Origin of the sequence: Pseudomonas sp., assembly GCF_050739995.1 — a bacterium.
Lineage (GTDB): Bacteria > Pseudomonadota > Gammaproteobacteria > Pseudomonadales > Pseudomonadaceae > Aquipseudomonas.
In genome coordinates this window covers 22,274-47,136 of sequence record NZ_JBOICG010000432.1, presented here as the reverse complement: position 1 = coordinate 47,136, position 24,863 = coordinate 22,274, and the positions used below count along the sequence as shown (strand labels likewise).

Annotated in this window: 24 protein-coding genes; 19 read left to right on the top strand and 5 right to left on the bottom strand. The window is 60.4% G+C overall.

The window, feature by feature from the left end; translation table 11 throughout:
* Positions 1-25 precede the first annotated feature (25 nt).
* The 7 genes from ACRESD_RS14460 (at position 26) to ACRESD_RS14430 (ending at position 7,606) form a co-directional block, all read left to right on the top strand.
* Complete coding sequence (locus ACRESD_RS14460; protein WP_431751533.1) at positions 26-430, top strand: META domain-containing protein; 405 nt, start codon at positions 26-28, stop codon at positions 428-430.
* 234 nt (positions 431-664) lie between these two features.
* Positions 665-2,089, top strand: a complete 1,425-nt coding sequence (locus ACRESD_RS14455) for an MBOAT family O-acyltransferase (protein ID WP_431751532.1) — start codon at positions 665-667, stop codon at positions 2,087-2,089.
* 10 nt (positions 2,090-2,099) lie between these two features.
* Entirely contained in the window at positions 2,100-3,284 is a 1,185-nt protein-coding gene (locus tag ACRESD_RS14450; RefSeq protein WP_431751531.1) for an alginate O-acetyltransferase, read from the top strand.
* Between the two features lie 16 nt (positions 3,285-3,300).
* A complete protein-coding gene (locus ACRESD_RS14445; protein WP_431751530.1) occupies positions 3,301-3,957 on the top strand; it encodes an alginate O-acetyltransferase AlgF in 657 nt (218 codons plus the stop codon).
* A gap of 150 nt (positions 3,958-4,107) precedes the next feature.
* Positions 4,108-5,559, top strand: a complete 1,452-nt coding sequence (locus ACRESD_RS14440; protein WP_431751529.1) for a mannose-1-phosphate guanylyltransferase/mannose-6-phosphate isomerase — start codon at positions 4,108-4,110, stop codon at positions 5,557-5,559.
* Between the two features lie 755 nt (positions 5,560-6,314).
* Positions 6,315-6,779: a multidrug transporter gene (locus tag ACRESD_RS14435; RefSeq protein ID WP_431751528.1), complete on the top strand. Its 465-nt coding sequence runs from the start codon at positions 6,315-6,317 to the stop codon at positions 6,777-6,779.
* A 14-nt stretch (positions 6,780-6,793) separates the two neighbouring features.
* Positions 6,794-7,606, top strand: coding sequence for an SDR family oxidoreductase (locus ACRESD_RS14430; protein ID WP_431751527.1), 813 nt, complete (start codon positions 6,794-6,796; stop codon positions 7,604-7,606).
* Here ACRESD_RS14430 and ACRESD_RS14425 read toward each other — a convergent pair.
* Complete coding sequence (locus ACRESD_RS14425) at positions 7,603-8,460, bottom strand: LysR family transcriptional regulator (RefSeq protein WP_431751526.1); 858 nt, start codon at positions 8,458-8,460, stop codon at positions 7,603-7,605. The two genes, ACRESD_RS14430 and ACRESD_RS14425, sit on opposite strands and share 4 nt — an antisense overlap.
* A gap of 111 nt (positions 8,461-8,571) precedes the next feature.
* Between ACRESD_RS14425 and ACRESD_RS14420 the strand changes: the two genes are divergently transcribed.
* From ACRESD_RS14420 to ACRESD_RS14385, 8 genes are all read left to right on the top strand, one after another.
* The gene (locus ACRESD_RS14420) at positions 8,572-9,756 is read left to right on the top strand and encodes an MFS transporter (RefSeq protein WP_431751525.1); all 1,185 of its coding nucleotides are present in this window, start codon (positions 8,572-8,574) and stop codon (positions 9,754-9,756) included.
* Positions 9,753-10,154 (top strand): DUF4440 domain-containing protein, encoded by a 402-nt coding sequence (locus tag ACRESD_RS14415; RefSeq protein ID WP_431751524.1) that lies wholly within the window; start codon positions 9,753-9,755, stop codon positions 10,152-10,154. Before ACRESD_RS14420 ends, ACRESD_RS14415 begins: the two co-directional genes overlap by 4 nt.
* A 198-nt stretch (positions 10,155-10,352) precedes the next feature.
* The gene (locus ACRESD_RS14410) at positions 10,353-11,774 is read left to right on the top strand and encodes a TolC family protein (protein WP_431751523.1); all 1,422 of its coding nucleotides are present in this window, start codon (positions 10,353-10,355) and stop codon (positions 11,772-11,774) included.
* Complete coding sequence (locus tag ACRESD_RS14405; RefSeq protein WP_431751522.1) at positions 11,774-12,904, top strand: ABC transporter permease; 1,131 nt, start codon at positions 11,774-11,776, stop codon at positions 12,902-12,904. The genes ACRESD_RS14410 and ACRESD_RS14405 overlap by 1 nt, the downstream gene beginning before the upstream one ends.
* 94 nt (positions 12,905-12,998) lie before the next feature.
* On the top strand, positions 12,999-13,664 hold the full coding sequence (locus ACRESD_RS14400) for an ABC transporter ATP-binding protein (RefSeq protein WP_431751521.1): 666 nt from the start codon (positions 12,999-13,001) through the stop codon (positions 13,662-13,664).
* Positions 13,661-14,563 carry an HlyD family secretion protein gene (locus ACRESD_RS14395; RefSeq protein WP_431751520.1) on the top strand — a complete coding sequence of 301 codons (903 nt, stop codon included), beginning with the start codon at positions 13,661-13,663 and terminating at the stop codon, positions 14,561-14,563. Before ACRESD_RS14400 ends, ACRESD_RS14395 begins: the two co-directional genes overlap by 4 nt.
* Positions 14,564-14,822: 259 nt before the next feature.
* Complete coding sequence (locus ACRESD_RS14390; protein ID WP_431751519.1) at positions 14,823-15,749, top strand: NAD synthetase; 927 nt, start codon at positions 14,823-14,825, stop codon at positions 15,747-15,749.
* Positions 15,739-16,197, top strand: a complete 459-nt coding sequence (locus ACRESD_RS14385; RefSeq protein ID WP_431751518.1) for a hypothetical protein — start codon at positions 15,739-15,741, stop codon at positions 16,195-16,197. The genes ACRESD_RS14390 and ACRESD_RS14385 overlap by 11 nt, the downstream gene beginning before the upstream one ends.
* A gap of 10 nt (positions 16,198-16,207) precedes the next feature.
* Here the strand turns inward: ACRESD_RS14385 and ACRESD_RS14380 are convergent, their stop codons facing one another.
* Genes ACRESD_RS14380 through ACRESD_RS14365 form a run of 4 tightly spaced genes read right to left on the bottom strand, consistent with a single transcriptional unit; the run spans position 16,208 to position 21,052 of the window.
* Positions 16,208-17,068, bottom strand: a complete 861-nt coding sequence (locus tag ACRESD_RS14380) for an efflux RND transporter periplasmic adaptor subunit (protein ID WP_431751517.1) — start codon at positions 17,066-17,068, stop codon at positions 16,208-16,210.
* 10 nt (positions 17,069-17,078) lie between these two features.
* Complete coding sequence (locus ACRESD_RS14375) at positions 17,079-17,279, bottom strand: DUF1656 domain-containing protein (protein ID WP_058422933.1); 201 nt, start codon at positions 17,277-17,279, stop codon at positions 17,079-17,081.
* On the bottom strand, positions 17,269-19,446 hold the full coding sequence (locus tag ACRESD_RS14370) for an FUSC family protein (RefSeq protein ID WP_431751516.1): 2,178 nt from the start codon (positions 19,444-19,446) through the stop codon (positions 17,269-17,271). Before ACRESD_RS14370 ends, ACRESD_RS14375 begins: the two co-directional genes overlap by 11 nt.
* Before the next feature lie 10 nt (positions 19,447-19,456).
* Positions 19,457-21,052 carry an efflux transporter outer membrane subunit gene (locus tag ACRESD_RS14365; RefSeq protein ID WP_431751515.1) on the bottom strand — a complete coding sequence of 532 codons (1,596 nt, stop codon included), beginning with the start codon at positions 21,050-21,052 and terminating at the stop codon, positions 19,457-19,459.
* A 122-nt stretch (positions 21,053-21,174) separates the two neighbouring features.
* Between ACRESD_RS14365 and ACRESD_RS14360 the strand changes: the two genes are divergently transcribed.
* The 4 genes from ACRESD_RS14360 to ACRESD_RS14345 all read left to right on the top strand — a co-directional run bounded on the left by ACRESD_RS14360 (position 21,175) and on the right by ACRESD_RS14345 (position 24,818).
* On the top strand, positions 21,175-22,143 hold the full coding sequence (locus tag ACRESD_RS14360) for a LysR family transcriptional regulator (protein ID WP_431751514.1): 969 nt from the start codon (positions 21,175-21,177) through the stop codon (positions 22,141-22,143).
* A gap of 199 nt (positions 22,144-22,342) precedes the next feature.
* Positions 22,343-23,317: a 2-hydroxyacid dehydrogenase gene (locus ACRESD_RS14355; protein WP_431751513.1), complete on the top strand. Its 975-nt coding sequence runs from the start codon at positions 22,343-22,345 to the stop codon at positions 23,315-23,317.
* Positions 23,318-23,429: 112 nt separating this feature from the next.
* On the top strand, positions 23,430-24,332 hold the full coding sequence (locus ACRESD_RS14350) for a chemotaxis protein CheV (protein ID WP_431751512.1): 903 nt from the start codon (positions 23,430-23,432) through the stop codon (positions 24,330-24,332).
* A gap of 3 nt (positions 24,333-24,335) precedes the next feature.
* Entirely contained in the window at positions 24,336-24,818 is a 483-nt protein-coding gene (locus ACRESD_RS14345; protein WP_431751511.1) for a GNAT family N-acetyltransferase, read from the top strand.
* Positions 24,819-24,863 lie beyond the last annotated feature (45 nt).

Sequence of the window (24,863 nt, the reverse complement as noted above, 5' to 3'; positions counted from 1 at the left end):
GCCCGAAATGCCAGCAGGCCGCACAATGAAAGGCCCGCTGCTGCTCGCCGCCCTCGGCGCCGGCCTGAGCGGCTGTGCCGGCGACGCGGTTAAGCTTGAGCAGGACCACAGCTACGTGGTGGAGTGGATTGGTGAGCGGCCATTGATGGACTACGCACACCTGACCGTAACCCTGGGCGCCGATGGTCGCGCCTATGGCAATGGCGGCTGCAACCACTGGTTTGCGCCGTACACCGTCGAGGGCGAAAAGCTGAGCTTCGGCAAGATCGGCAGCACCCGCAAACTCTGCGCCGAAGCCTTGATGGAGCAAGAGCACCGCTTCTTCCAGGCCCTGCAAGGCGTTGAGCGTTGGGATATCTCGCCGATCGAACAGACCCGCTTCTGGCCGGCCGAGGGCAAACCGATTCGTTTGTGGCTGGAAGAAGGCTGATACCACCGATCCTGTAGGTTGGTGGGATCTCAATGTGGGAGGGGGCTTGCCCCCGATAGCAGTGTGTCATTCAACACAGATGGCGACTGTTGCACCGCAATCGGGGGCAAGCCCCCTCCCACATTTAGAGCCAGTTTTGACAGTAGGAATGTTGTACAGCCCTCCTAGAATTTTCGTGGGGGGGTTTGGGGGGGCCTTGGCCCTTGAGTGTTGGCTAAACATGGAGAGATCGGGATGGTTTTCTCGTCCAATGTGTTCCTGTTTCTGTTCTTGCCGATCTTTCTCGGCTTGTACTATTTGAGCGGGCAACGCTATCGCAACCTGCTGCTGCTGATTGCCAGTTATGTGTTCTACGCCTGGTGGCGAGTGGACTTCCTGGCGCTGTTCGCCGCCGTGACGCTATGGAACTACTGGATCGGCCTCAAGGTCGGTGCAGCCGGCGTGCGCACCAAGCCGGCCCAGCGCTGGCTGTTGCTCGGTGTGGCCGTCGACCTGTGTATCCTCGGCTACTTCAAGTACGCCAACTTCGGTGTCGACAGCATCAATGTGATGATGAAGTCGGCGGGCCTGGAGCCGTTCATCCTCACCCACGTGCTGCTGCCGATCGGTATCTCGTTCTACATCTTCGAGTCCATCAGCTACATCATCGACGTGTACCGTGGCGACACGCCGGCCACGCGCAACCTGATCGATTTTGCTGCATTCGTGGCGATCTTCCCGCACTTGATTGCCGGCCCCGTGTTGCGTTTTCGCGACCTGGCCGACCAGTTCAACAACCGTACCCACACCCTCGACGAGTTCTCCGAAGGCTGTACGCGGTTCATGCAGGGTTTCATCAAGAAGGTCTTCATCGCCGACACCCTGGCGGTGGTGGCCGACCATTGCTTCGCCCTGCAAGACCCGACTACCGGGGATGCCTGGCTCGGCGCGCTGGCCTACACCGCGCAGTTGTACTTCGATTTCTCCGGCTACAGCGACATGGCCATCGGCCTGGGCTTGATGATGGGTTTCCGCTTCATGGAAAACTTCAAGCAGCCGTACATCAGCCAATCGATCACCGAGTTCTGGAGGCGCTGGCACATCAGCCTCTCTACCTGGCTGCGCGACTACCTGTACATCACCTTGGGCGGCAATCGCAAAGGCACGCTGACCACTTACCGCAACCTGTTCCTGACCATGCTGCTCGGTGGCCTGTGGCACGGTGCGAACATCACCTACATCGTATGGGGCGCATGGCACGGTATGTGGCTGGCGATTGAAAAAGCCATTGGCCTGAACACCTCGCCACGCAGCTTCAACGTGGTGCGCTGGGCCTTCACCTTCTTGCTGGTGGTGGTGGGTTGGGTGATCTTCCGGGCCGAAAACCTGCACGTCGCGGGCCGTATGTACGGCGCGATGTTCAGCTTCAACGAATGGTCGCTGTCGGAACTCAACCGCGCCAGCCTCACCGGCCTGCAAGTGGCAACCCTGGTGGTGGCGTACGCGACGCTGGCGTTCTTCGGCCTGCGCGATTTCTACCGCGACCATCCGGCAACGCCGAACCCGGCTCGCAGCGCACCAGGCTATGCCATGCGTGCTTGTGTGCTGCTGCTGTTCGCGGCGTCGATCCTGAAACTCTCGGCGCAGAGCTTCTCGCCGTTCCTTTACTTCCAATTCTGAGGGAGCCGACATGACCCGTTCATTCCGCGTGCTCTATATCGCCCTGTTCCTGGCCATGCTGCTGGTGCTGGGCCTGTGGTCGATGCGCAGCTTCTTCGGTTTCAGCACCAACGCCGATGCCACCGTGCTCAACGGCCGCTGGACCAAGGCCGTCGAGACCCACTACGACGACGAGTTCCCGATCAAGCGCCTGGGCACCAACCTTTGGGCCGCGCTGGACTACAAGCTGTTCAATGAAGGCCGCAAGGGCGTGGTGCTTGGTCGCAATCACTGGTTGTACAGCGACGAGGAGTTCAACCCCATCGTCAACGAAGACCAGAACCTGCAAGGCAACTACGCGCTGGTCGAAGGCGTACGCCAGAAGCTCAAGGCCCAGGGCGTTCAATTGGTGATGGCGATCGTCCCGGCCAAGGTGCGCCTGTACCCGGAGCACTTGGGCGACGTGAAACCGGCGAGCATCCACGCCAATCTGTACCAGGACTTCCACGCCCGCGTGGCGGCCGACAAGATCATCGCGCCAGATCTGCTTGGCCCGTTGCAACAGGGCAAGCTGGGTGGCAAACAAGTGTTCCTGCGTACCGACACGCACTGGACCCCGGACGGTGCGGAAATTGCCGCCAAGCAACTGGCCAAGGTGATTGCCGACAAGACTCCGCTGAGCGGCGAGCCACAACGCTTTGTCACCGAAGCTGAAAAGACCGAGCCCCATACAGGCGACCTGCGCCTGTTCCTGCCCCTGGACCCGCTGTTCGAAAATCTGATGCCGCCCAAGGAGCCGCTGGAAAAACGCATCACCCACCTGGCAGAAAACAAAGGCGACGATGCCCTGTTCAGCGACAGCGAAACCCCAGTCGCCCTGGTCGGCACCAGCTACAGCGCCAACCCCAACTGGAACTTCGTCGGCGCGCTCAAGCAGGCCTTGCACAGCGACGTCATCAACTATTCCGAAGACGGCCACGGCCCGATCCAACCGATGCTCAGCTACTTGAAAAGCGACGACTTCAAGAACAGCCCGCCCCAGGTGCTGATCTGGGAATTTCCCGAACGTTATCTGCCCGTGAACAACGAAATCGGCGATGCCGACCCACAGTGGGTCGCGCAACTTAAACAAGCCGGTACGCGCCAACAGCACATGGCACTGAACACCCCAGTCAATAACCAAAAATCCGAGACGCCCGACCGGGCGCAAAACTGAAAGAGAGGTAACTCACATGACTTTCACTACTACTCCGCGTCGTCTCGCCAAGACCCTGGCTATCGCTGCCGGCCTGAGCGTCGTATCCCTGTCCGCCTTTGCCGGCGGTGATGCCGCCCTCTATGGCCCCACCGCGCCAAAAGGCTCCAGCTTCGTGCGTGTCTACAACGCCAGCAACCAGGAAGTCAGCGCCACCGTCGGCGCCACCAACCTGAGCGACGTCGCTCCACTGGCCAGCAGTGACTTCAGTTTCATGCCGGGCGGCGACTACAGCGCCAAGGTCGGCAGCCAGACCGTGCCGGTCAAACTTGTCGCCGACCACTACTACACCCTGGTCAACAACGGCAGCGGCCAACCGCAACTGATCGAAGAACCGCCGTTCAAGAACAAGCAAAAATCCTTGGTGCGCGTGCAGAACCTCAGTGACAAGGCCCTGACGCTGAAGACCGCCGACGGCAAGACCGATGTGGTCCAGTCGGTGGCGGCCAAGGGCCGTGGCGAACGTGAAATCAACCCAGTGAAGGTGAGCCTGGCGTTGTATGACGGCGACAAGAAAGTCGGCGATGTGAAGCCGGTTGCGTTGGAACGTGGTGAAGCGGCGGTGCTGTATGTGACGGGCTCCGGCTCGAGCATCTCGCCAGTCTGGGTCAAGCGCCCAGTGTCGACCCGCTGATTAGATTCTGAAATTGACGCTCCCCCTGTGGGAGCGGGCTTGCTCGCGAATGCGCAGGTTCATCAACAGATGTACCGACTGACACACCGCTTTCGGGAGCAAGCCCCCTCCCACAGGCTCTGACCCAAATCGATTCAAGGAGAAACACCCATGATCCCAGTAATCCTTTCCGGTGGTAGCGGCTCACGTCTTTGGCCGCTTTCGCGCAAACAGTTCCCCAAGCAATTCCTGGCCCTGACCGGCGAGCACACGTTGTTCCAGCAAACCCTGGAACGCCTGGTGTTCGAAGGCATGGACTCACCCATCGTGGTCTGTAACAAAGACCACCGTTTTATCGTCAACGAGCAGCTGAACACGCGTAACCTCGACTGTCAGCGCATCCTCATGGAACCCTTCGGCCGCAACACCGCACCAGCCGTGGCCCTGACGGCGATGATGCTGGTCAATGAAGGCCGCGACGAACTGATGCTGGTGCTGCCCGCCGACCACGTGATCGACGACCAGAAAGCCCTGCAGCGCGCCCTCGCGCTGGCCACCGTGGCCGCCGAGCGCGGCGAGATGGTGCTGTTTGGCGTGCCGGCGACCCGCCCGGAAACCGGCTACGGTTATATCAAGTCCGCCAACGATTCGCTGCTGCCCGAAGGCGTGAGCCGCGTGCAACAGTTCGTGGAAAAACCCGATGAAAAACGTGCGGTGGAATTCGTCAAAAGCGGCGGTTACTTCTGGAACAGCGGCATGTTCCTGTTCCGCGCCAGCCGCTTCCTCGAAGAGCTGAAAAAGCACGACCCGGACATCTACGATACCTGCGTGCTGACCCTCGAACGCAGCGCGCAGGATGCCGACACCGTGACGTTCGACGAAGCCACCTTCGCCTGCTGCCCGGACAATTCCATCGACTACGCCGTGATGGAAAAGACCCAGCGTGCCTGCGTGGTGCCGCTCAGTGCCGGTTGGAGCGACGTGGGCTGTTGGGCCTCGCTGTGGGCGGTCAACGACAAAGACATCCACGGTAACGTCAGCAAAGGCGACGTGGTGATCCAGGACAGCCGCAACTGCATGATCCACGGCAACGGCAAGCTGGTGTCGGTGATCGGCCTGGACAATATCGTGGTGGTGGAAACCAAGGACGCGATGATGATTGCCCACAAGGACAAGGTCCAGGGCGTCAAGCAGATGGTCAACACCCTCAACGATCAGGGCCGCAGCGAAACCCAGAACCACTGCGAAGTCTATCGCCCATGGGGCTCCTACGACTCGGTGGACATGGGTGGCCGCTTCCAGGTCAAGCACATCTCGGTCAAGCCGGGCGCGTGTCTGTCACTGCAGATGCACCACCACCGTGCCGAACACTGGATCGTGGTCAGCGGCACCGCCGAAGTCACCTGTGACGAGAATGTGTTCCTGCTGTGCGAGAACCAGTCCACCTACATCCCGATTGCCTCGGTGCACCGTTTGCGCAACCCGGGCAAGATTCCGCTGGAGATCATTGAAGTGCAGTCGGGCAGCTACTTGGGCGAGGACGATATCGAGCGCTTTGAAGATATCTACGGGCGCTCGACGCCGGTTGAGCGTGGTGTGTCGGTGAAGACCATCGCACAGTAACGCTGTCGTACAAGAAGCCCCCGTCCAGCCGACTGCGTCCCCTATCCGCAGCCGGTTGGGCGGGGGCTTTTTTATTTGAACCGCATCCTGTTATGACGTGCTCTGGCCTCTCCAGTTCGAGGGGGAGTAGGCGTTGTAATTGCCGGTACTGTTAGTGGTGCTACCCGCGCTGTCGAATCTATCCTTGCCATATTCCTGGGCAGTCCTGCCCCCATAGACCATGGCGGCGCCCAGGACTTTACTGAACATACCGCCACTCGAGCCAAGTCTTTTCCCAATACCCTCTGCGGCGGCACCGCCCACCATATAACCAGCTCCCTTCGCTTTCTCAGTGTCCGTACCCTGGTTATAGAGTGCGGTGGGAAAAAGCGCAGAAGTCCCTTGCAGCAGTGTCTGTCCCAGGTTGGTAAGCCTTTGATTTTGCATACGAGGCGATACATGGGTGTCGCGGTCTGTCGCTGGATTGGATGCTCCAGCAGTGCTACGCGCTGGCGCAGGTTGAGGCGTAAGGAGAGAGGTGGCCACTGACCCAATTGCGGAGATGGCAACCGGTGTAATAAGGGCTGAAGCAATCATAGTTCGTCTCACTCAAGTAACCGAGGTAAGTACCCTCCTGGATAATCCGCATTTCCCTATGCTGACTCTGTGGAAAAAATGAGTTATCAGGTTCCCTCGTAAACGAAAACTGATCCCCGCGATAGGCATCACGCCCAACCCGCGAGTAGGATGTTTTATCTGCGTATGAGGTTGTCATCATGTTCTTCGGCGTCCTGCTCATCATCACCTGGCTGGTCCTGCTGCTGCGCTACCCGGCCAAGGCCTTGCCCGTGTCGTTGGCCGCTGCGGTCGGCCTGGGTTTCGTGGCGATCTGGGTGGTGTGGCTGGATAACCGTGAAGCCTCGCAGCTGGCACGCCTGGAACTGCGCATCACCTATGCGCCACAAGACTGCCAGGCCGACCGGCCGCTGAAGCTGACCTTGAAGAACACCAATGACGTGCCCTTGACCGAACTGCGCTGGCGCGTGGCGGCCTATGCACCGGGCGACACGGTCAACCTGGCCGACAACGTCTACGCCGCGCCACGCTATCGCGGCCCCGGTGAACTGCAGGCCGGTGAAACCTGGGAAGATTGCCTGCCCACACCACCACTGCGCCCCGGCTACCGCCCACAAACCCTGGAATTTCGCGCCGAGCACCTGCAAGGCAGTTTCTCGGACTGACAAAGGATTGACCCATGCCTAACGTACTCATCACCGGTTGCTCCAGCGGCATCGGTCGCGCCCTGGCCGAGGCCTTCAAAACGGCCGGTTATCACGTGCTGACCAGCGCCCGTCGCGAAGAAGACGTGATCGCCCTCAACGACGCCGGTTTCCATGCCGTACTACTGGACGTGAACGACAGCGCCGCCCTACAAACTTTGGCCACCCATGTGGATGAACTGGACGTGCTGATCAACAATGCCGGCTACGGCGCCATGGGCCCGCTGCTCGACGGCGGCACCGAAGCGATGCAGCGCCAGTTCGAAACCAACGTGTTCTCCATTGTCGGCGTGACCCAGGCACTGTTCCCCGCCCTGCGCCGCAGCAAAGGCCTGGTGGTGAATATCGGCAGCGTGTCGGGTGTGCTGGTCACGCCGTTTGCCGGCGCGTACTGCGCCTCGAAAGCCGCCGTCCATGCCTTGAGCGATGCACTGCGCATGGAACTGGCGCCGTTTGGGGTGCGGGTGATGGAAGTCCAACCGGGGGCGATCGACACGAGCTTTGCCAAAAACGCCGGCGCCCAGGCTGAACTGTTGATCAACGAACAATCGCCGTGGTGGCCGCTGCGGGATGGCATCCGGGCGCGCAGCCAGGCTTCCCAGGACAAACCGACCCCGGCCAACGTGTTTGCGGCAGAGGTACTCAACGCCGTGCAAAAAAATGAGCCGCCGCGCCTGTTGCGTTCAGGCAATGGTAGCCGGGCGTTGCCGTTGATGGCCGCACTCCTGCCCAAAAGGCTGCTGGAGAAAGTCTTGATGAAACGCTTCGGGCTGACGAAATCGCTCTAACTTTTCATAAAATCAATAAACGCCCGCACCTTCATCGGCAAATGCCGCGTATCCGGATACATCGCATAAACCCCTTGTGGGGCGAAGCGATGGTCCGGCACCAGCCGCACCAGCCTTCCGGCGTCCAGATCATCCTGCACCAGCCATTGCGGCAGTACCGCTACACCATGGCCGCGTACGGCAAATGCTTGAAGGACGGCGGCACTGTCAGCCATCAGTGAAGAATTCCCTGGCCGATATTGATGCTCGCCACCTGACGGATCAGTCAGGCTCAACTCGGTCAGTCGGCCATGGCCCAGCTTGGGCAACTGCTCCAACTCATCCAGCGTATGAGCGCCGACAAACACCGGGGCGGCCACCGCGAACACCTCGAATGTCGACAACTGTACCGCGCGGTGGCTGGAATCCAGCAGGCGCCCCAATCGAATCGCCACGTCAAAGCGCTCTGAAATCAGATCAGCGTGGGTGGAGGATGTGGATAAATGGATATTCAGGTCCGGGTGCAAGCGGCGGAAGGCTTCCACTGCCGGGGCAACCACCGCCAGCGCATATTCCACGGTGGTGGTGATGCGCAACGTGCCCTTGAGCTGGGCATGCTCCGAACGGGCTTCTTCCACCGCCAATCGCGCTTCGTCCAACATCCTCGTGCAACGCAGGTAGAAGCGCTCCCCAGCATCGGTCAGCGCCAGTTGGCGGGTATTGCGGGTCAGCAGCGTGACGCCCAGCTCGGCCTCCAGGCGCTTGAGGTTAAAGCTGACCACGGCGCGGGTCTGGCCCAGCAGATCGGCTGCGCCAGTGAGTGAGCCGGCCTCGACCACGGCTTTGAAAGTGTCGAATCGATCCAGGCTGACCATGGGCCAGGTACTCCTTTGTCAAAATATTTTTGACAAACTAACAGGCAAACCGGCGTATCCCAAACATGACATCACCCTTACCCTGCCCGCTTCACTCGCAGGATCGCGTCCATGACCTACCGCTCGAAAGTCGCCTGGATCTTTTTGCTGGGCTTTGCCCTGGACCTGGTGAACATGTTTGTCGCCACGGTCGCCTACCCGGATATCGCCCAACAATTGCAGGCCTCGGTGACGCAACTGGCGTGGATCAGTAACGCCTACATGCTCGGCCTGACCGTGATCATTCCATTCAGTGTCTGGCTGGCAGCCCTGTTGGGAGAACGTAACTTGATTGCTGCCAGCCTGCTGCTGTTCGCCGGGGCCTCGGTGATGGTGGGCCAGGCAGGTTCCATTGAAGCGCTGATCGCTTGGCGCTTGCTGCAGGGCTTGGGCGGCGGCCTGCTGATCCCGGTGGGGCAGGCGTTGGCTTACCGACACTTTCCACCCGCAGAACGTAGTCAGCTCACCGCTCGGGTCATGTCGGTAGCCCTACTGGTGCCGGCGCTGTCCCCGGCATTGGGCGGGCTGATCGTCGACAGTGTGTCGTGGCGCTGGATTTTCTACGCCAACCTGCCGCTGGCGTTGATCACCCTACTGCTGGCGCTGCAGTGGATAAAACCGGACGCACCTGCGAGCGTCCGCCCGCCTCTGGACCTGCTCAGCATTTTCAAGCAGGCCCGTAGCCCCATGTTGCGCGTGGCAATGCTGGTGTACCTGTGCATCCCCGGCATATTTATTGGCACCAGCCTGATCGCCATCCTTTATCTGCGCGGCCTGGGCTATGACGCAACGCGAACCGGCGCGCTGATGTTGCCGTGGGCGCTGGCCTCGGCACTGGCCATTTACCTCAGCAAAAAGCTGTTCAACCGCTGCGGCCCGAAGCCGTTATTGCTGGCGGGCATGGCACTGCAATGCATCGGCATCCTGTTGCTCAATGGGCCAGCCCTGATCATTCCTGCCTACCTTTTGATGGGCTTGGGCGGTAGCTTGTGCAGCAGCACCGCACAGACCCTGGCCTTTCTGGATATCCCCGCCGAACGTATGGGCCACGCCAGCGCCTTGTGGAACATCAATCGACAGTTAAGCTTCTGTCTGGGCGCCGCGGCGATGAGTGCGCTGTTGTCGACCTTGGATTCCTTCGCCATTACCTTCACGATGGCGGCAGCCATGACCCTGCTGCCTCTTTTTGCAGTGCTGCGCCTGGATACATCCAGAGTACGCACACTGCTTCACCCTGCCAGCGAGCCTCACCGATGATTGATTACAGCGACTTTTTTGAAGAAGTGATCCAGACCCACGTCGAAATCGAGCAATGGTTTGCCGGAGTCGCGCCTGAAGGCACCTTGCAAAGCCTGCTCGCGCGCTTCTCCCCGGAGTTCAGCATGGTCGCGCCTTCAACCGGCACACGGGTGAATGCAGCCGGGGTCAATGCCCTATTCACCCGTCTGGGCGGTATGCGTCCTGGGCTGAAGATCACCTTGAGCGAGATGGCCGGTATTGACCGGCATGCTCGCGGGGCAACCGTGACCTACCGCGAGCATCAGGTGGATGACAGCGGCACCCAGACAGATCGGCGGGCCACGGTGGTGTTCGAAAAACAGGCCAGCGGTGTACTGCTATGGCGTCACCTGCATGAAACCTTTATCAAGGCTTGAATCAGACAAATATCCTAAGCCTCTACAAGGCATTCATTACGCTTCAATACAATTTCGCTACAGAACTGAACGGGGGCCACGCGTAAAGTGGCGCCCTGATTGCACACTCGAAGTTACAAACAATCACCTCGCCCCTATCCCGTTTATCATTGATTACAGTCTGCACAGCTCGACTAAAGCAGTCCTGGTCTCTCTTGGGTGAACCCTATCAAGCCTTTTAACAGATCGCGCTCTTGCCGCACGCTTTGCACACTATCACTGGTGTTGGTAGCAGTGACTGGCTGTTCAGTAGCTCCTTTGCCGGCGTTAAAGCCACCCACGCCAGAGGCATGGCGTAACGCGTCGTCTCCTCTGTCGCCGCTCAAACCTGACCTGACTCAGTGGTGGCGTGCATTCAATGACCCCGAACTCGATGCCCTGGTGGATCGGGCCTTGCAAAACAATCTGAATGTCGCAGCAGCAATCGAGCGCCTGCGTGCCACGCGTGTACTGACCCAACATTCACAGTCCCCCTATTTACCCTCGCTGGCGATAAAGACCCACGATGCCATAAGCCCTGACACCAGCACTTCGTACTTCCTGATCGGCTTCGACTCGCAGTGGGAGCTTCCATTGTTTGGGGCCAAGCAAAGCGCCGATCGCCTGGCCCAGGGCAACGAAGCATTGGTACAAGCCGACTTGCGCAGCATCCAGGTCTCATTGGTCGCGGAGGTCACACGGCATTGGATTGAACTGCGTTCGGCGCAGCAGGCAGAACGTGCGCTGACGGCCATCCGTGACACTCAGCGTGAAAAACTGCAGCTGTTGCAGGTGCGCGAACAGCTCGCACTGGCGCCACACTCTGACGTGGTTGGCGCGCAGGCTGATCTGGCGCGTGCCGAGATGATGCTGACCGGGCCGCGACAACTGATTAACCGCAACGCACAACAGTTGGCGCTACTGTCCGGCAAACCTGAGCCCGACGCTCTCTGGCTGCAGCCCGGCCCGCCACCCACGCTTGGCCAATGGCAACTCAACGGTGTACCGGCGGACCTTTTGCGCACGCGTCCGGAAATTGCCAGCGCTGAAGCCGAGGTCTTGATGGCCGCCGGGGAACTGGGGATGAGCCGGGCCGATATGTACCCGCACCTCAGCTTGGGCGCCTCGTTGCAGTGGTCGCTGAACATTGCCAGCAATCGCAAGCACACACCGAGCGGCAACAGCATTTTCTCGGCTGGACCTGGGATTAATATCCCATTGCTCGACTGGGGCCAACGTGCCGCGACTGCGCAAGCCAAGGACCACCAGATGCAAGCGGCGGTCCTGGCTTATCGGCAGGCCGTCTTGCAAGGCGTCGCAGAAGCCGAAATCGCCATGGGTGATCTCGAGCAAATGCGTCTACGCGAGCAAGCGTCCCGCCAGGTCTATGCCGAGACGCAAACCCGTCTGGATGCGTTGCAACAGCGGGCTACCCTGGGGCTGATGAGCACACTGGATCTGGCGACTGCCCGGGTGGAAGCGCTGCATGCCATGCAACAGGCCGACAGCGCGAGTACTGAACGAGGTATCGCCTATATAGCGCTCTACAAGGCGCTCGGCGGAGCGCCATTGCCGGCGACGACGTTGAAGGATGCTGACTGATGGTAGCGCTTGCCCGCCTGACACTGATCCATGAGTGGCGCCGCTTCCTACCCGCGATGATTGCGGTGGGTTTCGCAGGTTTGCTGCAGTTGCTGCAGGCCGCCCTGGTACTGGGGATCTTCGGCAGTGCCAGCCTCTATATCACCGGTTCTACGGCTGACCTTTGGGTCGGCTATCCCGGCACCCAAAGTGTCAACCTCGGGAGGCCGATCGACCCCGGGGTAGAAATGCGCTTGCGCATGGATGCCGACATACTCAAGGTGGAATCGTACCGCTGGGTAGACGCCGACTGGCGCGGTACACGAGACACCGGTGGTGTGTCGGTCTTTGTCTCCGGTATCGATGCCGGGCCACACGGCATGATGTTTGGTCGCGTACTGGCGCCGGAGCTGCGTGCCCGCCTGGACGAACCCGGTGCGGTGATCGTTGATCGGGCCGACCTGGACAGCCTGGGCGTCAACCTGGGGGATACCGCGACCATCAACGGTCATCGTGTCCGCGTGGTCGGCGTCACCAGCGGCTTGCGTGCGCTGGGCGGGGTGAATGTGCTGGCGTCACTGTCCACCGCTCGGCAACTCGACACCACGGCCACGACTGACGGCATTACCTACCTGGTGGCGAAGCTGCGCGATCCCGCCCAGGCGGATGCGGTTGCCACGCGCCTGGGCACCAGTTCCGCGTTCGGCAGCTACGCCGTATGGACAGCAAAAGAGTTCGCCCAGCGCTCGCAGATGTATTGGATGTTCGACACGGGTGCAGGCGCCGGCGTGCTATTTCTGGCGGCGATTGTCTTCCTGGTGGGCGCCGTGATTACCAGTCAGACGCTGGTCGCCGCCATCGTGGGTTCAATCCGCGAATACGCAACCTTGAACGCCCTTGGCGTCGGCGTGAATGCCTTGCGCAAAGTGGTGATGGAGCAGGCGTTCTGGGTCGGGGCACTGGGGCTGCTTGGCAGTTCGGTCCTGGCCGGCCTCTTCTTCGTACTGGCGGGGCACTACAACGTGCCGGTGGAACTCTCGCCCGTCGCGGCCCTGGCTTGCCTGTTCCTGAGCATGATCCTGGCACTTGTGTCGGGCCTGGCGGCCATCCGTACCTTACGCCACGCCGACCCGGCAAGCCTTTTGAGATAGACCGCCCATGAGCCTCCTGACTTCAGCCACACCCGTCACGCTTCAAGCCAGCGGTATCAGCAAATCGTTTACCTCAGGTCGAGTCGTAACCCCCGTGCTGCATGATATTAGCCTGACGATACATCCCGGCGAACTCACCCTGATCTCAGGTCCGTCCGGCTGCGGTAAAAGTACACTGTTGGCCATTCTCAGCGGCTTGCAGCGGCCGGACCAGGGAAGCGCGACAGCGCTTGGGCAAGACCTGGCAAGCCTGGATACTCGGGCGCTGGAACACTTTCGCCTGCAGCACACCGGCTTCGTATTCCAAGGCTTCAACCTGTTTCCAGCCTTGACTGCGCTGCAACAGGTCGAGTTGCCGTTGAGCTACCTCGGGCTACCGGCAAGGCAAATACGACAACGCGCCATCGAAGCCCTGGAAGACGTCGGGCTGGGCCCACGCATGAAACTGCGCCCGGCCGAGTTATCCGGCGGCGAAAAACAGCGCGTCGCCATTGCCCGCGCCGTGGCCAAGGCCCCCCAGTTGTTATTCGCTGACGAACCCACCAGTGCCCTCGATGCCGCTAACGGCCAAATCGTGATCGACATTTTGCACAGGATCGCACGCACGCGTGGGACCACGGTGCTGTGTGTCAGTCACGACCCCCGCCTGATCAGCAACTCCGACCGGGTATTGACCATAGAAGACGGCCGCATCTTGAGCGATCACCCCATCCCCTTCCAACCGGCCACTGCGGCCGGAGCCCAGGAACACTCCGTATGAACGCGCGTTCGCTTCGCCCATGGCTGGTTCTAAGTACCGCACTTTTGCTGCTGACCGGCTGCTCCCGTGAAGATCCACCTTCGAAGCCGGCGGCATCGACCCCGACTTACCTGGCGGTGGCTCGCGGCCGTATTGATGTGGAAGGCGGCTTGCTCAAGCTCGGCGTCACTCGCGACGGCGTCGTTGCCGAGATCAAAGTCAGTGAAGGCGAGCATGTCAAAAAGGGCCAACTGCTCGCCACCCTGGACAGCGAACTGGCGCAGCTGGCCGTCAGCGCCGCACAGACCGAGCAACAACAGGTTCTGGTTCAAGCCAAACAACTCGCAAGACAGCTTAAGTTTGCCGAGCAGAAGGCCAGTCGCCTGACAACGGCAGCCACCGCGGGCGCAGGCGACAGGCAAAGTGCCGATGAGGCTCATGAAATCGCCGAACGGTTACGCGACGATATTGAAAGAAATAAAGGAGAGGCCGACGTTGCAGCGAGAAAACTGACGGCTGCACGCTACGAACTGGCGAAGCGCAGCCTGCGTGCGCCGATAGACGCCGAGGTGGTCCGTCGCCTGATCCAACCTGGCGCCATGGTCTCTTCACAGTCCGGGCCGGCCTTTGTCTTGCTGCCGAACCAGGCACGTATCGTGCGGGCCGAGCTGAATGAGTCGTTCACCGGCGCGGTACTCCCTGGAATGAAGGCCGAAATTACGGATGACAGCGGCAATGGTTCAGCCCCTCTGTCGGGCCACGTTGTGCGCATCAGCTCGGTATTGGGCAACAGCACCCTTGAAGAGGATGCATTGGTCAGGGCCAACATGCGCACAGTTGAATGCATATTGGCTTTCGATCAACCACCGCCGGAGTCACTGCGGGTGGGTCAACGCATGCTGGTGCGGTTCGGGCCGTAGGTATTTTTCATAAGCGGGCAGCGTGACTTGCACGCGCAGGCGTGTTTGGTTTCCTTGAAGAAGCCATAGGCTCATATCCACCACGACCACTTTCGCTTCGCCGATGTGCGCATAGCTGTGGCGCCATCTGCACGAGACTTTTCTCGCACAATGAAATAACCGACAGGCCGACTCCTACAAAAAATAGCGAATTACCTGACATCAACACAAGAAACTAATCCTCAGGCTCTTTCACTTCTGTTTACTCACAGGTGAAAGGATGCCGAGCGATTTCCTGCGAAGCGGTGTGCCAGATGCGCACACCACGACTCGCCAGCGACTGACCAGTCTGCTGGACCTGCCCAAACTCTATCGAACCATTGACGCCGACCCCGCCATCGTCGGCGCGGGCGTGGTGCATGTCGGCAGTGATTACAGGGTGACGGTTCTGCGTGAGTTTGTACCGCTATGCAGCATCGAGCCCAAGCGCGTGATTTTACGGGAGTTGACGGGGCCGGTGGTGACTGCCGATCAGTACGCGGAGCTGGCGGCAAGCTCGCCTCGTGAATCCCAGCTGTGGCGGGACGCGTCGGGAATGGCTGCCTCCTGTGGAGGGGCAGTAATAGGCTACATCATTGCGAAATCAGGAGTCGCAGCAGTACCTTTCAGCGCTGGTGCCAGTCTTGCACTGAGCTACGTTGCCTATAGCGCTGCGACTGCCAGTGCCCTCCAGTGTGTCAATGGTTCATGGAGAGTCGCCAACGATTTGACCAATCCCGCCAAAAACAACTATTACGACAACCTAAGCTGGTATCAGGCAATGACCGTCGCCCTGGATGGCATTTCATTGGTCGGGGCGGGTACCACCACCTTCGCTACTGTCAAAACAGTAATGGCCATCAAGCATGCGACTGGGCGTAACTCGACAGATATCTTGAGGCACATGAGTCGCCAGGAGCGTGCAAAGTTAACGACCGAAGTACTGCGACTGCAGAACCCTCGTCATCCCCGCGAAATGATTCGCCTGAAGCAACTGACGGGGCAGCTACCCAAACGCTACAGCAACCCCCAATTGCGTTTGGGTATTCTCACTCAAATAAAAGACCAGGTTGGAGCGACCTTGGCCGTTGGAGGCAGCACCTATTCCGGAAATATCAATCACATAGTCATTGGTCTGTATGAGGAGTTTTCCGAATATGATTTATAGCGTCGACCCCTTCCGTGAATATCGAATTTGGCGCCGTTACGCCTATCGATTCTTACCGTCATGGGGCAGTGCTCTGCTGCTGAGCCTGAACAACATTGCTATCAACATGACACTTAGCTTGTCGTATTACACAAAGGCCAATCATTTACCGACTGAGTTTTCTTTCGGAACCGGTATGGCACTTTGTCTGATTTTTTACGCAGGTCAGATAATGTTATTTGAAGGCTTCCGTCACGCCTTTCGAATACTCATACCCGTCGCCATCGTTAATACCTTGCTCGCGATTGGCTACCTGGCCAGTCACCCGGCGACGCTGTTCAACTTATTCCCTTTGTTCACATCCCTGCTTTACATCCTGGTCCTCAACTCAAAGAACCACCGCCGCTATACCAGCATGCTTAGGCTAAAGCGCCGACGTAAAATCAGGTTTAAAGCACTATTTACTTAGACCCACCTCTTCATTTTTGCGCTGCACTGACGATTACCGTGCAAGTAATCCCCGCTGCCAGCAACACCCCCTCCGGCACTTCATCGATATGAATCCGCACCGGCACCCGCTGGGCCAAACGCACCCAGTTGAAGGTCGGATTCACATCGGCAATCAACTCGCGACTTTCGGGGTTGTCACGGTCATAGATGCCCCGCGAGATGCTTTCCACGTGGCCCTTGAGCGTCTCGCCACTCATCAACTGCATATCGGCTTTGTCACCGACTTTGACGTGGGGCAGCTTGGTTTCTTCGAAGAAGCCATATACCCAGAACGAGTTCATATCCACCACGGCCATCTTGGCTTCGCCGATGCGTGCGTAGTCGCCGCGATGCACATTGAGGTTGGTGACATAACCGTCGACCGCCGCGACCACTTGCGTGCGTTTCAGATTCAGTTCAGCCGCTTCCAATTGCGCCAGCGCGTGTTGGTAATCCGCCAACGCCGAGTCGGCGATGTTGCTGGCGTCGTCACGGTTTTCCTTGGAGATCACCAGCGCATCCAGGTCAGCCCGGCGATGGGCGTTGACCTTGCGCATCTCCCAGGTGGCTTTGCGTGAAGCCACCAGCGATTGCGCCTGCTTGACCGCAATGCGGTAGTGCTCGGGGTCGATCTGCATCAGCAGGTCGCCCTTTTTAACCAACTGGTTGTCACGCACCGGCACGTCGACCACTTCCCCGGTCACGTCGGCGGCGACGTTGATGATATCGGCGCGCACGCGCCCGTCGCGGGTCCACGGGGTTTCCATGTAATGCACCCACAACGTGCGGCCAATCCAGATCGCCAAGGCCAGTACCAACAAGGTGGCGAGCAGGCTGAAAAACTTTTTCATCGGGGCATTCTCAACGGTAGACGGTCAGCGCCAGGGCGCCGAACAGGCAAACGAACAGGCTCAGGCGCAGCAACGCCGGGTGCCAGAAAAAACGGTACAGGTCGAACCCGGCCAGGAAGCGGTCCACGCCCCAGGCCAGCCCCGCCGCGATCAGAAACATCAGGGTCATGGTCGGCATGTAGATGCCGTGGAACGCGATTTCACGGGGCATGCGCAGCTCCTTTGAAGGCAGCGAGTGGCGATTGCGGGTCCAGCAACGAAGTGCGGATAAAGTGCAGGTAGCTTTTCACCCGGCGCAGGGCCGAGGTGTCGAAGTGCGGGGCGAAGGGTTCGTCGGTGGCCTGCACGCGGCTGATGGCATGGTCGACGGCGATCAGGCCGCGCTCCAGGTTGCTCGCGCTGGGTTGCAGGAACAACCGCACCAGCGAGCGCCCCATCACGCGGATCGCTTGGCGCCACGGTTGGGATTCGGCGTACGCCGGGTGCACCGGCAAGATCGCCTGTTCCTTGCGCAGTTCGATGATCGCGTGGCCGACTTCCAGTACCACGAACATCCAGCGCAGCAGGTCGCGCTGTACTTGCGGCTGGCCTGCGGCCAGGCCGTAGGCTTGGTGCAGTAAATCACGGGTGCGGCTTTCAAAGCTCGACGCCAAGCCCTTGAGCTTGCCACTGATGGCATACACCACCTGCTCGCGCAGGTCCTGCTCCAGGCGGCGCCACAGCCAGCGGCTGTTGGGCGGCAGGATAATCGCCCCCGCCGCCGCGCAGACCAGCATGCCGATGACCATGGCGATGTAGTCGTTGATAAAGGTGTAGGGGTTGTAGATCGTCAGGTTGTCCGGCACCGAACCGGTGCTGAAGAAGATCAGCAAACCCACGCCGACACCAGCGTACTGCGGGCGTGAAGCGAGGAACGCACCGAAGATGATCACCGGCGCGAGCATCACGCATAACAGCGGGAACCCGTCGATCCATGGGAACACGAAAAACATCTCGACGAAGCCCACCAACGCGCCGATCAAGGTGCCGCAAGCCATTTGAAAGGCCATGCGTTTCGGGTTGGGCGTGGCGGCAGACAGGCCAACGGTGGCAGCGGCGATCAGGGTCATCGTCGCACCGCTGGGCCAGGCAGTGGCCACCCAGTAACTGCCCAGCACGATCAGGATGAACGACGCGCGAATCCCCGAGGCGGCGCAGGCCAGCCAGTTGGTTTTCGGCGTGTAGGGCTCGTCCCAGTCTTCCCGTGCGTGACTATGGTCTGCCAGGGAAGCGTGGGTCAGCGCGTAGTTGTGCAAGTCGTCGACGAAGCGATACAGCAACTCGTAGGCGGTGTGGAAATCCAACTGCTCGGCGTCGCTTGGGTCTTCCTCCTGAAAGACTGCTCGCAAGGCGCGCACCTTGGCGGGCAAGCTGTCTTTGTAGGCGCTGAGTTGACTCACCAGCCGCGCCGCATCAGGACTGGTGAGGGCACGACCGGAGAAACCGTCGAGCACTTCGGCAAGATCCTGCAGCCCGGGTTTGATCGCCGCGACGACGTGATCCGCTTCATCCGTGCGCAGTCGCTCCAGCAATTGATGCAAGGCATTGAAGCGCGTGGTGATGCTCATGAACTCGCTGTTGAGGCGACTGAGCCGGCCATTGCGCCGCCGCATATGCGGGTCTTCGAACACGGTGACGCTGCGCAAGCCTTCCAGGCCCACGGCTTCGGCGATGAAACGCACGTTGCTGGCCTCGAAACCTTCGCGCTGGCTGCGCCCACGCAGGCCATCGGTGACGAACAGCGCGAACACGCCAAAGCGTTGGTACAGCGCGTTGCGCATGGCTGCACTGGAGGTCTGCGGCAGGATCGCCGCGCTGACCAGCGTGGAGCACAGAATCCCCAGGGAGATTTCCAGCACGCGCCACACCGCCGCCATGAAGGCACCGTCCGGATGGGCCAGCGCGGGCAAACCGACCATCGCCGCCGTGTAGCCGGCCAGCACAAAACCATAGGCGCGGAAGTTGCGGTTACGGGTCGCGCCAGCGGTGCAAATACCGACCCAGATCGCCAGGGCACCGAGGAACAGCTCGGTGTTCTGCGCAAACAGGGCGATCAGGAACACCATCACCGCCGAGCCCGCCAGGGTGCCGAGGAAACGGTAGAAGCTCTTGGCAAACACCTGGCCGCTTTGCGGTTGCATCACGATGAACACCGTGATCATCGCCGTACGCGGTTGTGGCAATTCCAGGCGCATGGCCAGCCATAACGTGAGGAACGCGGCGATCAGCACCTTGAAGATGTAGACCCAGGTCACGCCGTCACTGCGTGACCAGTCGAAAAAGCCACGGCGCCACTCAAGGGAATGCAGCCAGCGCAGCGGTGCAGGCAAGGGAGTCATCAAATCCTACTCAGTGATCAAACACGGCGAGTGCCGCCGGGGTCTTGCTCGGGAGGGTCTTGGCCGCTTGTGGCACATCGTCGCCGGCCTGGATGCCGCCACCCAGGGCCGTCACCAGCTCGGCGTGGGCGCTCAAGCGTGCGGCCTGCACCTGCTGCTCGACCTGTTCCTGGCGGAACAGCAGGGTCTGGGCGTTCAGCACGTTGAGGTAATCGGTGAGGCCGCGTTGATAGGCGATCATCGCGATGTCATAGGTTTTCTGTGCCGAAGCCACCGACTGCGCGGCGAAGGCCGACTGCTTGTCCATGGACTCGCGGCGGATCAGTTGGTCGCTGATGCCCTTGAGCGCGTTGACCAGGGTCTGGTTGTACTTGGCCACGGCGATGTCATACCCGGCACTCGCCTCGCCCAATTGCCCCCGCAGCCGGCCACCGTCGAAGATCGGCAAGTTGATCGCCGGGCCGACGTTGTAGTTGAATTTCTGGCCGCTGAGAAAACCGAGCATAGTGCCGCCGGTAGCCATATAGCCGAGGCTGCCGACCAGGTCGACATTGGGGTAGAAGCCGGCATGGGCCACATCGATACCACGGGCCTGGGCCGCCACCTGCCAACGGCTGGCGACCACGTCGGGGCGCTGGCCGAGCAATTGCGCAGGCAGGCTGGAAGGCAGCTTCAGCGCAGCGGCGAGGGACAGCGTCGGGCGCTGCAACGTCGCGCCTTCCCCCGGGCCTTTGCCCGCCAATGCCGCCAACTGGTTGCGGCTCAGGGCGATTTCTTCGTCGAGGGCGTCCAATTGGCGGTGGGTTTCCGGCAATGGGGTCTCGGCCTGGCTGACGTCGAAATGCGTGCCGATCCCGGCGTCCAGGCGTTTGTTGGCCAGGTCGAGGATCTGCTGTTGCTGGGCCAGGGTGGCGGCGACGATATCGCGGCTGGCGTAGTGCAGCGACAGCTGGATATAGGCGCGCACCACGTTGTTCTGCAATTCGAGCTGGGCTTGGCGCGCTTCGGCGACGCTCATGTGGGCCAGGTCGACGGCCCGTTCGGTGGCGTTGCTTTCGCGGCCCCACAGGTCGAGGGCATAGCTCAGGCCCAGGGTGGAATTGTTGTCCCAGGTGTTCGCGCCGCTCAATTCTCCCGGGCCGTAGAACTGATCCTTGGGCCAGTTGTGACGTTTGAGGGTGGTGTCGCTGTTGATCTGCAACGACTCGGCCGACTCGGCAACCCCCGCCATGGCCCGCGCTTCACGCACCCGTGCGGCGGCCATGGCCATGCTTGGGCTGTTTTGCGTGGCGAGTTCGACCCAGCGATTCAGTTGCGGATCGCCGTAGGCCTGCCACCAATGGGCTGTGGGCCAGTGGGCGTCCTGGGCGGCGCTCTGGATGGCTTCGTCGGTGGCTAGGGTATTGGCGTCGAGGGCCTGGCCTTGTGGGGCGATTCCTCCGGTTCCGATGCAGCCGCTGATTGCTAACGATAAGGCACAAACACTGAGAGCCTTCAGCCCTCTGTTAATGAGAGTCTTCAGCTCTCTGCTGATGCAAAGCGGCACGGCAAGCGAATTCCTGAGAGGGTGGAGCGGGGAAAGTGGCGCAATTCTAGGCGGCGGCATGGGCAACGATAAGCTGGCATTCCTGTGAATCTTTGTTACCGTTCAGGCGATAATCCGTTGGTAGGGATCACTGGACGGCGTAACTTTCTGTCACAATTTGTTATCTCCCTTGAGAACACTCCATGGACACTTTGCAAAACATGCGCGCCTTCAGTTGTGTGGCCGAAGCCGGCAGCTTCACCGCCGCCGCCGTGCAACTGGACACGACCACTGCCAACGTCTCGCGCGCGGTCTCCAACCTTGAGGCCCATCTGCAAACCCGCTTGTTGAACCGCACCACCCGCCGCATCGCACTGACCGAGGCCGGCAAGCGCTATTTGCTGCGCTGCGAGCAAATCCTCGCGTATGTCGAGGAAGCCGAGGCCGAAGCCAGTGACGCCCACGCGCGTCCCGCCGGGCAGCTGAAAGTGCACACCATGACCGGCATCGGCCAGCATTTCGTGATTGATGCGATTGCCCGCTACCGCCGTACCCACCCCGACGTAACCTTCGACCTGACTCTGGCCAACCGTGTGCCGGACTTGCTCGATGAGGGTTATGACGTGTCGATCGTGCTGGCCAGCGAGCTGCCGGATTCGGGTTTCGTGTCCCAACGCCTGGGCATCACCTACAGCATCGCGTGCGCCTCGCCGGATTACGTCAAGGCCAAGGGTTGCGCGCAGCGTCCACAGGATTTGCTCAACCATGCGTGCCTGCGCCTGGTCAGCCCGGTGGTTCAACTGGATAAATGGACTTTCAACGGCCCCGAAGGCCAGGAGAGCGTGGCGATCAACACCTCGCCGTTCCTGGTGAACTCGGCCGATGCGATGAAAACCGCAATCACCAGCGGCATGGGCGTCGGCCTGCTGCCGGTGTACGCCGCCATCGAAGGCCTGCGCAACGGCACGTTGGTGCGGGTGATGCCGACCTACCGCTCGCAAGAGCTGAACCTGTACGCCATCTACCCTTCGCGCCAATACCTGGATGCGAAGATCAAGACCTGGGTGGAATACCTGCGCGGCTCGCTGCCGGAGATTCTGGCGGCGCATCAGGCAGAGCTCGCGGCGTATGAGCTGACAGGTGGCCTGGGCACGGCTCGTCTGGTGAATTGATCTTTCAAATGTGGGAGGGGGCTTGCCCCCGATAGCAGTGGGTCAGTCAATATATCTGGTGACTGATACACCGCCATCGGGAGCAAGCCCCCTCCCACCTTTTGAACTGTGTACACATTGATTCTGTGGTGTCCTGACAATCGTACCCAGGAATGTTAGCGTGCTTGGCATTCTCCCGTAGTCGATGAGCCCGCCTGCAATGAAAAAGACTGTCCTCGCCTTCAGCCGTATCACTGCGCCCATGATCGAACGCCTGCAGCAAGAGTTCGAGGTGATCGTGCCCGACCCCAAGCGTGGGGACATCAACGCTCAATTCAATGAAGCCCTGCCCCACGCCCACGGTCTGATCGGTGTGGGCCGCAAGCTGGGCCGTGCGCAGCTCGAAGGCGCGAGCAAGTTGGAAGTGGTGTCCAGTGTCTCGGTGGGCTACGACAACTACGACGTGCCGTACTTCAACGAACGCGGGATCATGCTCACCAACACCCCCGATGTGCTCACCGAAAGCACCGCCGACCTGGCTTTCGCCCTGCTGATGAGCAGCGCGCGCCGTGTGGCCGAGCTGGACGCCTGGACCAAGGCCGGTCAGTGGAAAGCCAGTGTCGGCGCACCGTTGTTTGGTTGCGACGTACACGGCAAGACCCTGGGTATCGTCGGCATGGGCAATATCGGCGCGGCCGTGGCCCGACGTGGGCGGCTAGGCTTCAACATGCCGATCCTGTACAGCGGCAATAGCCGCAAGACTGCACTCGAACAAGAGCTGGGCGCGCAGTTCCGCAGCCTGGATGAACTGCTGGCCGAGGCGGATTTTGTGTGCCTGGTAGTGCCGTTGAGCGAGAAAACCCGTCACCTGATCAGCACGCGGGAGTTGGGGCTGATGAAGTCCAGCGCGATCCTGATCAATATTTCCCGTGGTCCCGTGGTCGATGAACCGGCACTGATCGAGGCCCTGCAAAACCAGCAAATCCGCGGTGCAGGCCTCGATGTGTATGAGCAGGAGCCATTGTCTGAATCGCCGCTGTTCCAACTGAGCAATGCCGTGACGCTGCCGCATATCGGCTCGGCGACCCATGAAACCCGCGAAGCCATGGCCAACCGCGCCCTGGACAACCTGCGTAGCGCATTGCTGGGTGAGCGCCCGCAGGATCTGGTGAATCCGCAAGTCTGGAAGGGCTGACATAAATCCCCTCCCACATTGACCGAGTTCAACACAAGATCCGGTTAAAGCCTGGCTCTCCCAAGTCGATAACTCTGTATAGATCGTCATCCCTGATCCACAGAAGGTTTTTATGTCCACCACCAAAGCCCGCGCAGACTCACTCTCGCTTCTGCTCTTTACCTTGCGCAGCGGCAAGCTGATGGCGATCAACCTGCTGAAAGTCAGTGAAATCATTCCCTGCCCGCCGCTGACCCGACTGCCAGAGTCCCACCCCCACGTCAAAGGCATCGCCACCCTGCGCGGCGCTTCGCTGTCAGTGATCGACCTAAGCCGAGCCTTGGGTGAAATGCCGTTGCAGGACCCGGACGGCGGCTGCCTGATCGTCACCGATGTCAGCCGGTCCAAACAGGGCCTGCATGTGCAGGCGGTGAGCAAGATCGTGCACTGCCTGACCACCGATATCCGCCCTCCGCCCTATGGCTCCGGCGGCAACCGTGCGTTTATCACCGGGGTCACCCAGGTCGAGGGCGGGCTGGTGCAGGTTTTGGATATCGAGAAGGTCATCCACGGCATCGCACCGGCGCCGATTGAGGCAGCACCGACCGACCTGACCATGGAAGAAGCCGAAGTACTGGGCAATGCGCGCATCCTGGTGGTGGATGACAGCCAAGTCGCGTTGCAGCAGTCGGTACACACCCTGCGCAACCTCGGCTTGACCTGCCACACCGCACGCAGCGCCAAGGAAGCCATTGACCGTTTGCTGGAGCTGCAAGGCACCGTCGAGCAAATCAACGTGGTGGTCTCGGACATCGAAATGTCCGAAATGGACGGTTACGCCCTCACCCGCACCTTGCGTGAAACCCCTGACTTCCAGGCGCTTTATGTGCTGTTGCATACCTCCCTGGACAGCGCAATGAACAGTGAGAAAGCACGCCTGGCCGGTGCCGACGCGGTGCTGACCAAGTTTTCCTCGCCCGAGCTGACCAAATGCCTGGTGGTCGCCGCCCAGACCGTGGCGCAAAAAGGTCTCTGAGCCATGAGTGCGTTCTTCCAATTGTTGCGCCGTGACCTCACGGGCAGCTTGCCCGCGCCGCAGTGGCCGGCGGGAATCCTGCTGGACCATTATCGCGACGAACTGGCCCCAGCCATCCATTCGGTGTTGTGCCTGACCCAGGATCAGGGCGGTGGCCGCGTAGCCAGCCTGGAAAAATGGCAACAGCAGTTCATCACCGATGCCGAATTCGACCCGACACTGTGCCTGGTGGTCAGTAACAGAGAGGGCGTGCTTGGTGTGGCGCAATGTTGGACCAGCGCCTTTATCAAGAATCTCTCTATTCATCCCTGCGCCCAAGGCCAGGGGCTGGGCCGAGCCCTGTTGCTGCATGCCTTCCAAGTGTTCAAGCAGCGCGGCGAACCCTGTGTGGATCTCAAGGTGCTGGAGAGCAACCTGCGCGCCCGGCAGTTGTATGAAAGCGCCGGGATGAAATTTGTCCTTCGCGATGCAGTACCCGAGGACTGACAGGCACTGGCGTGCAACTTGCTTCAAGAGAGCCCGAACGCTGGA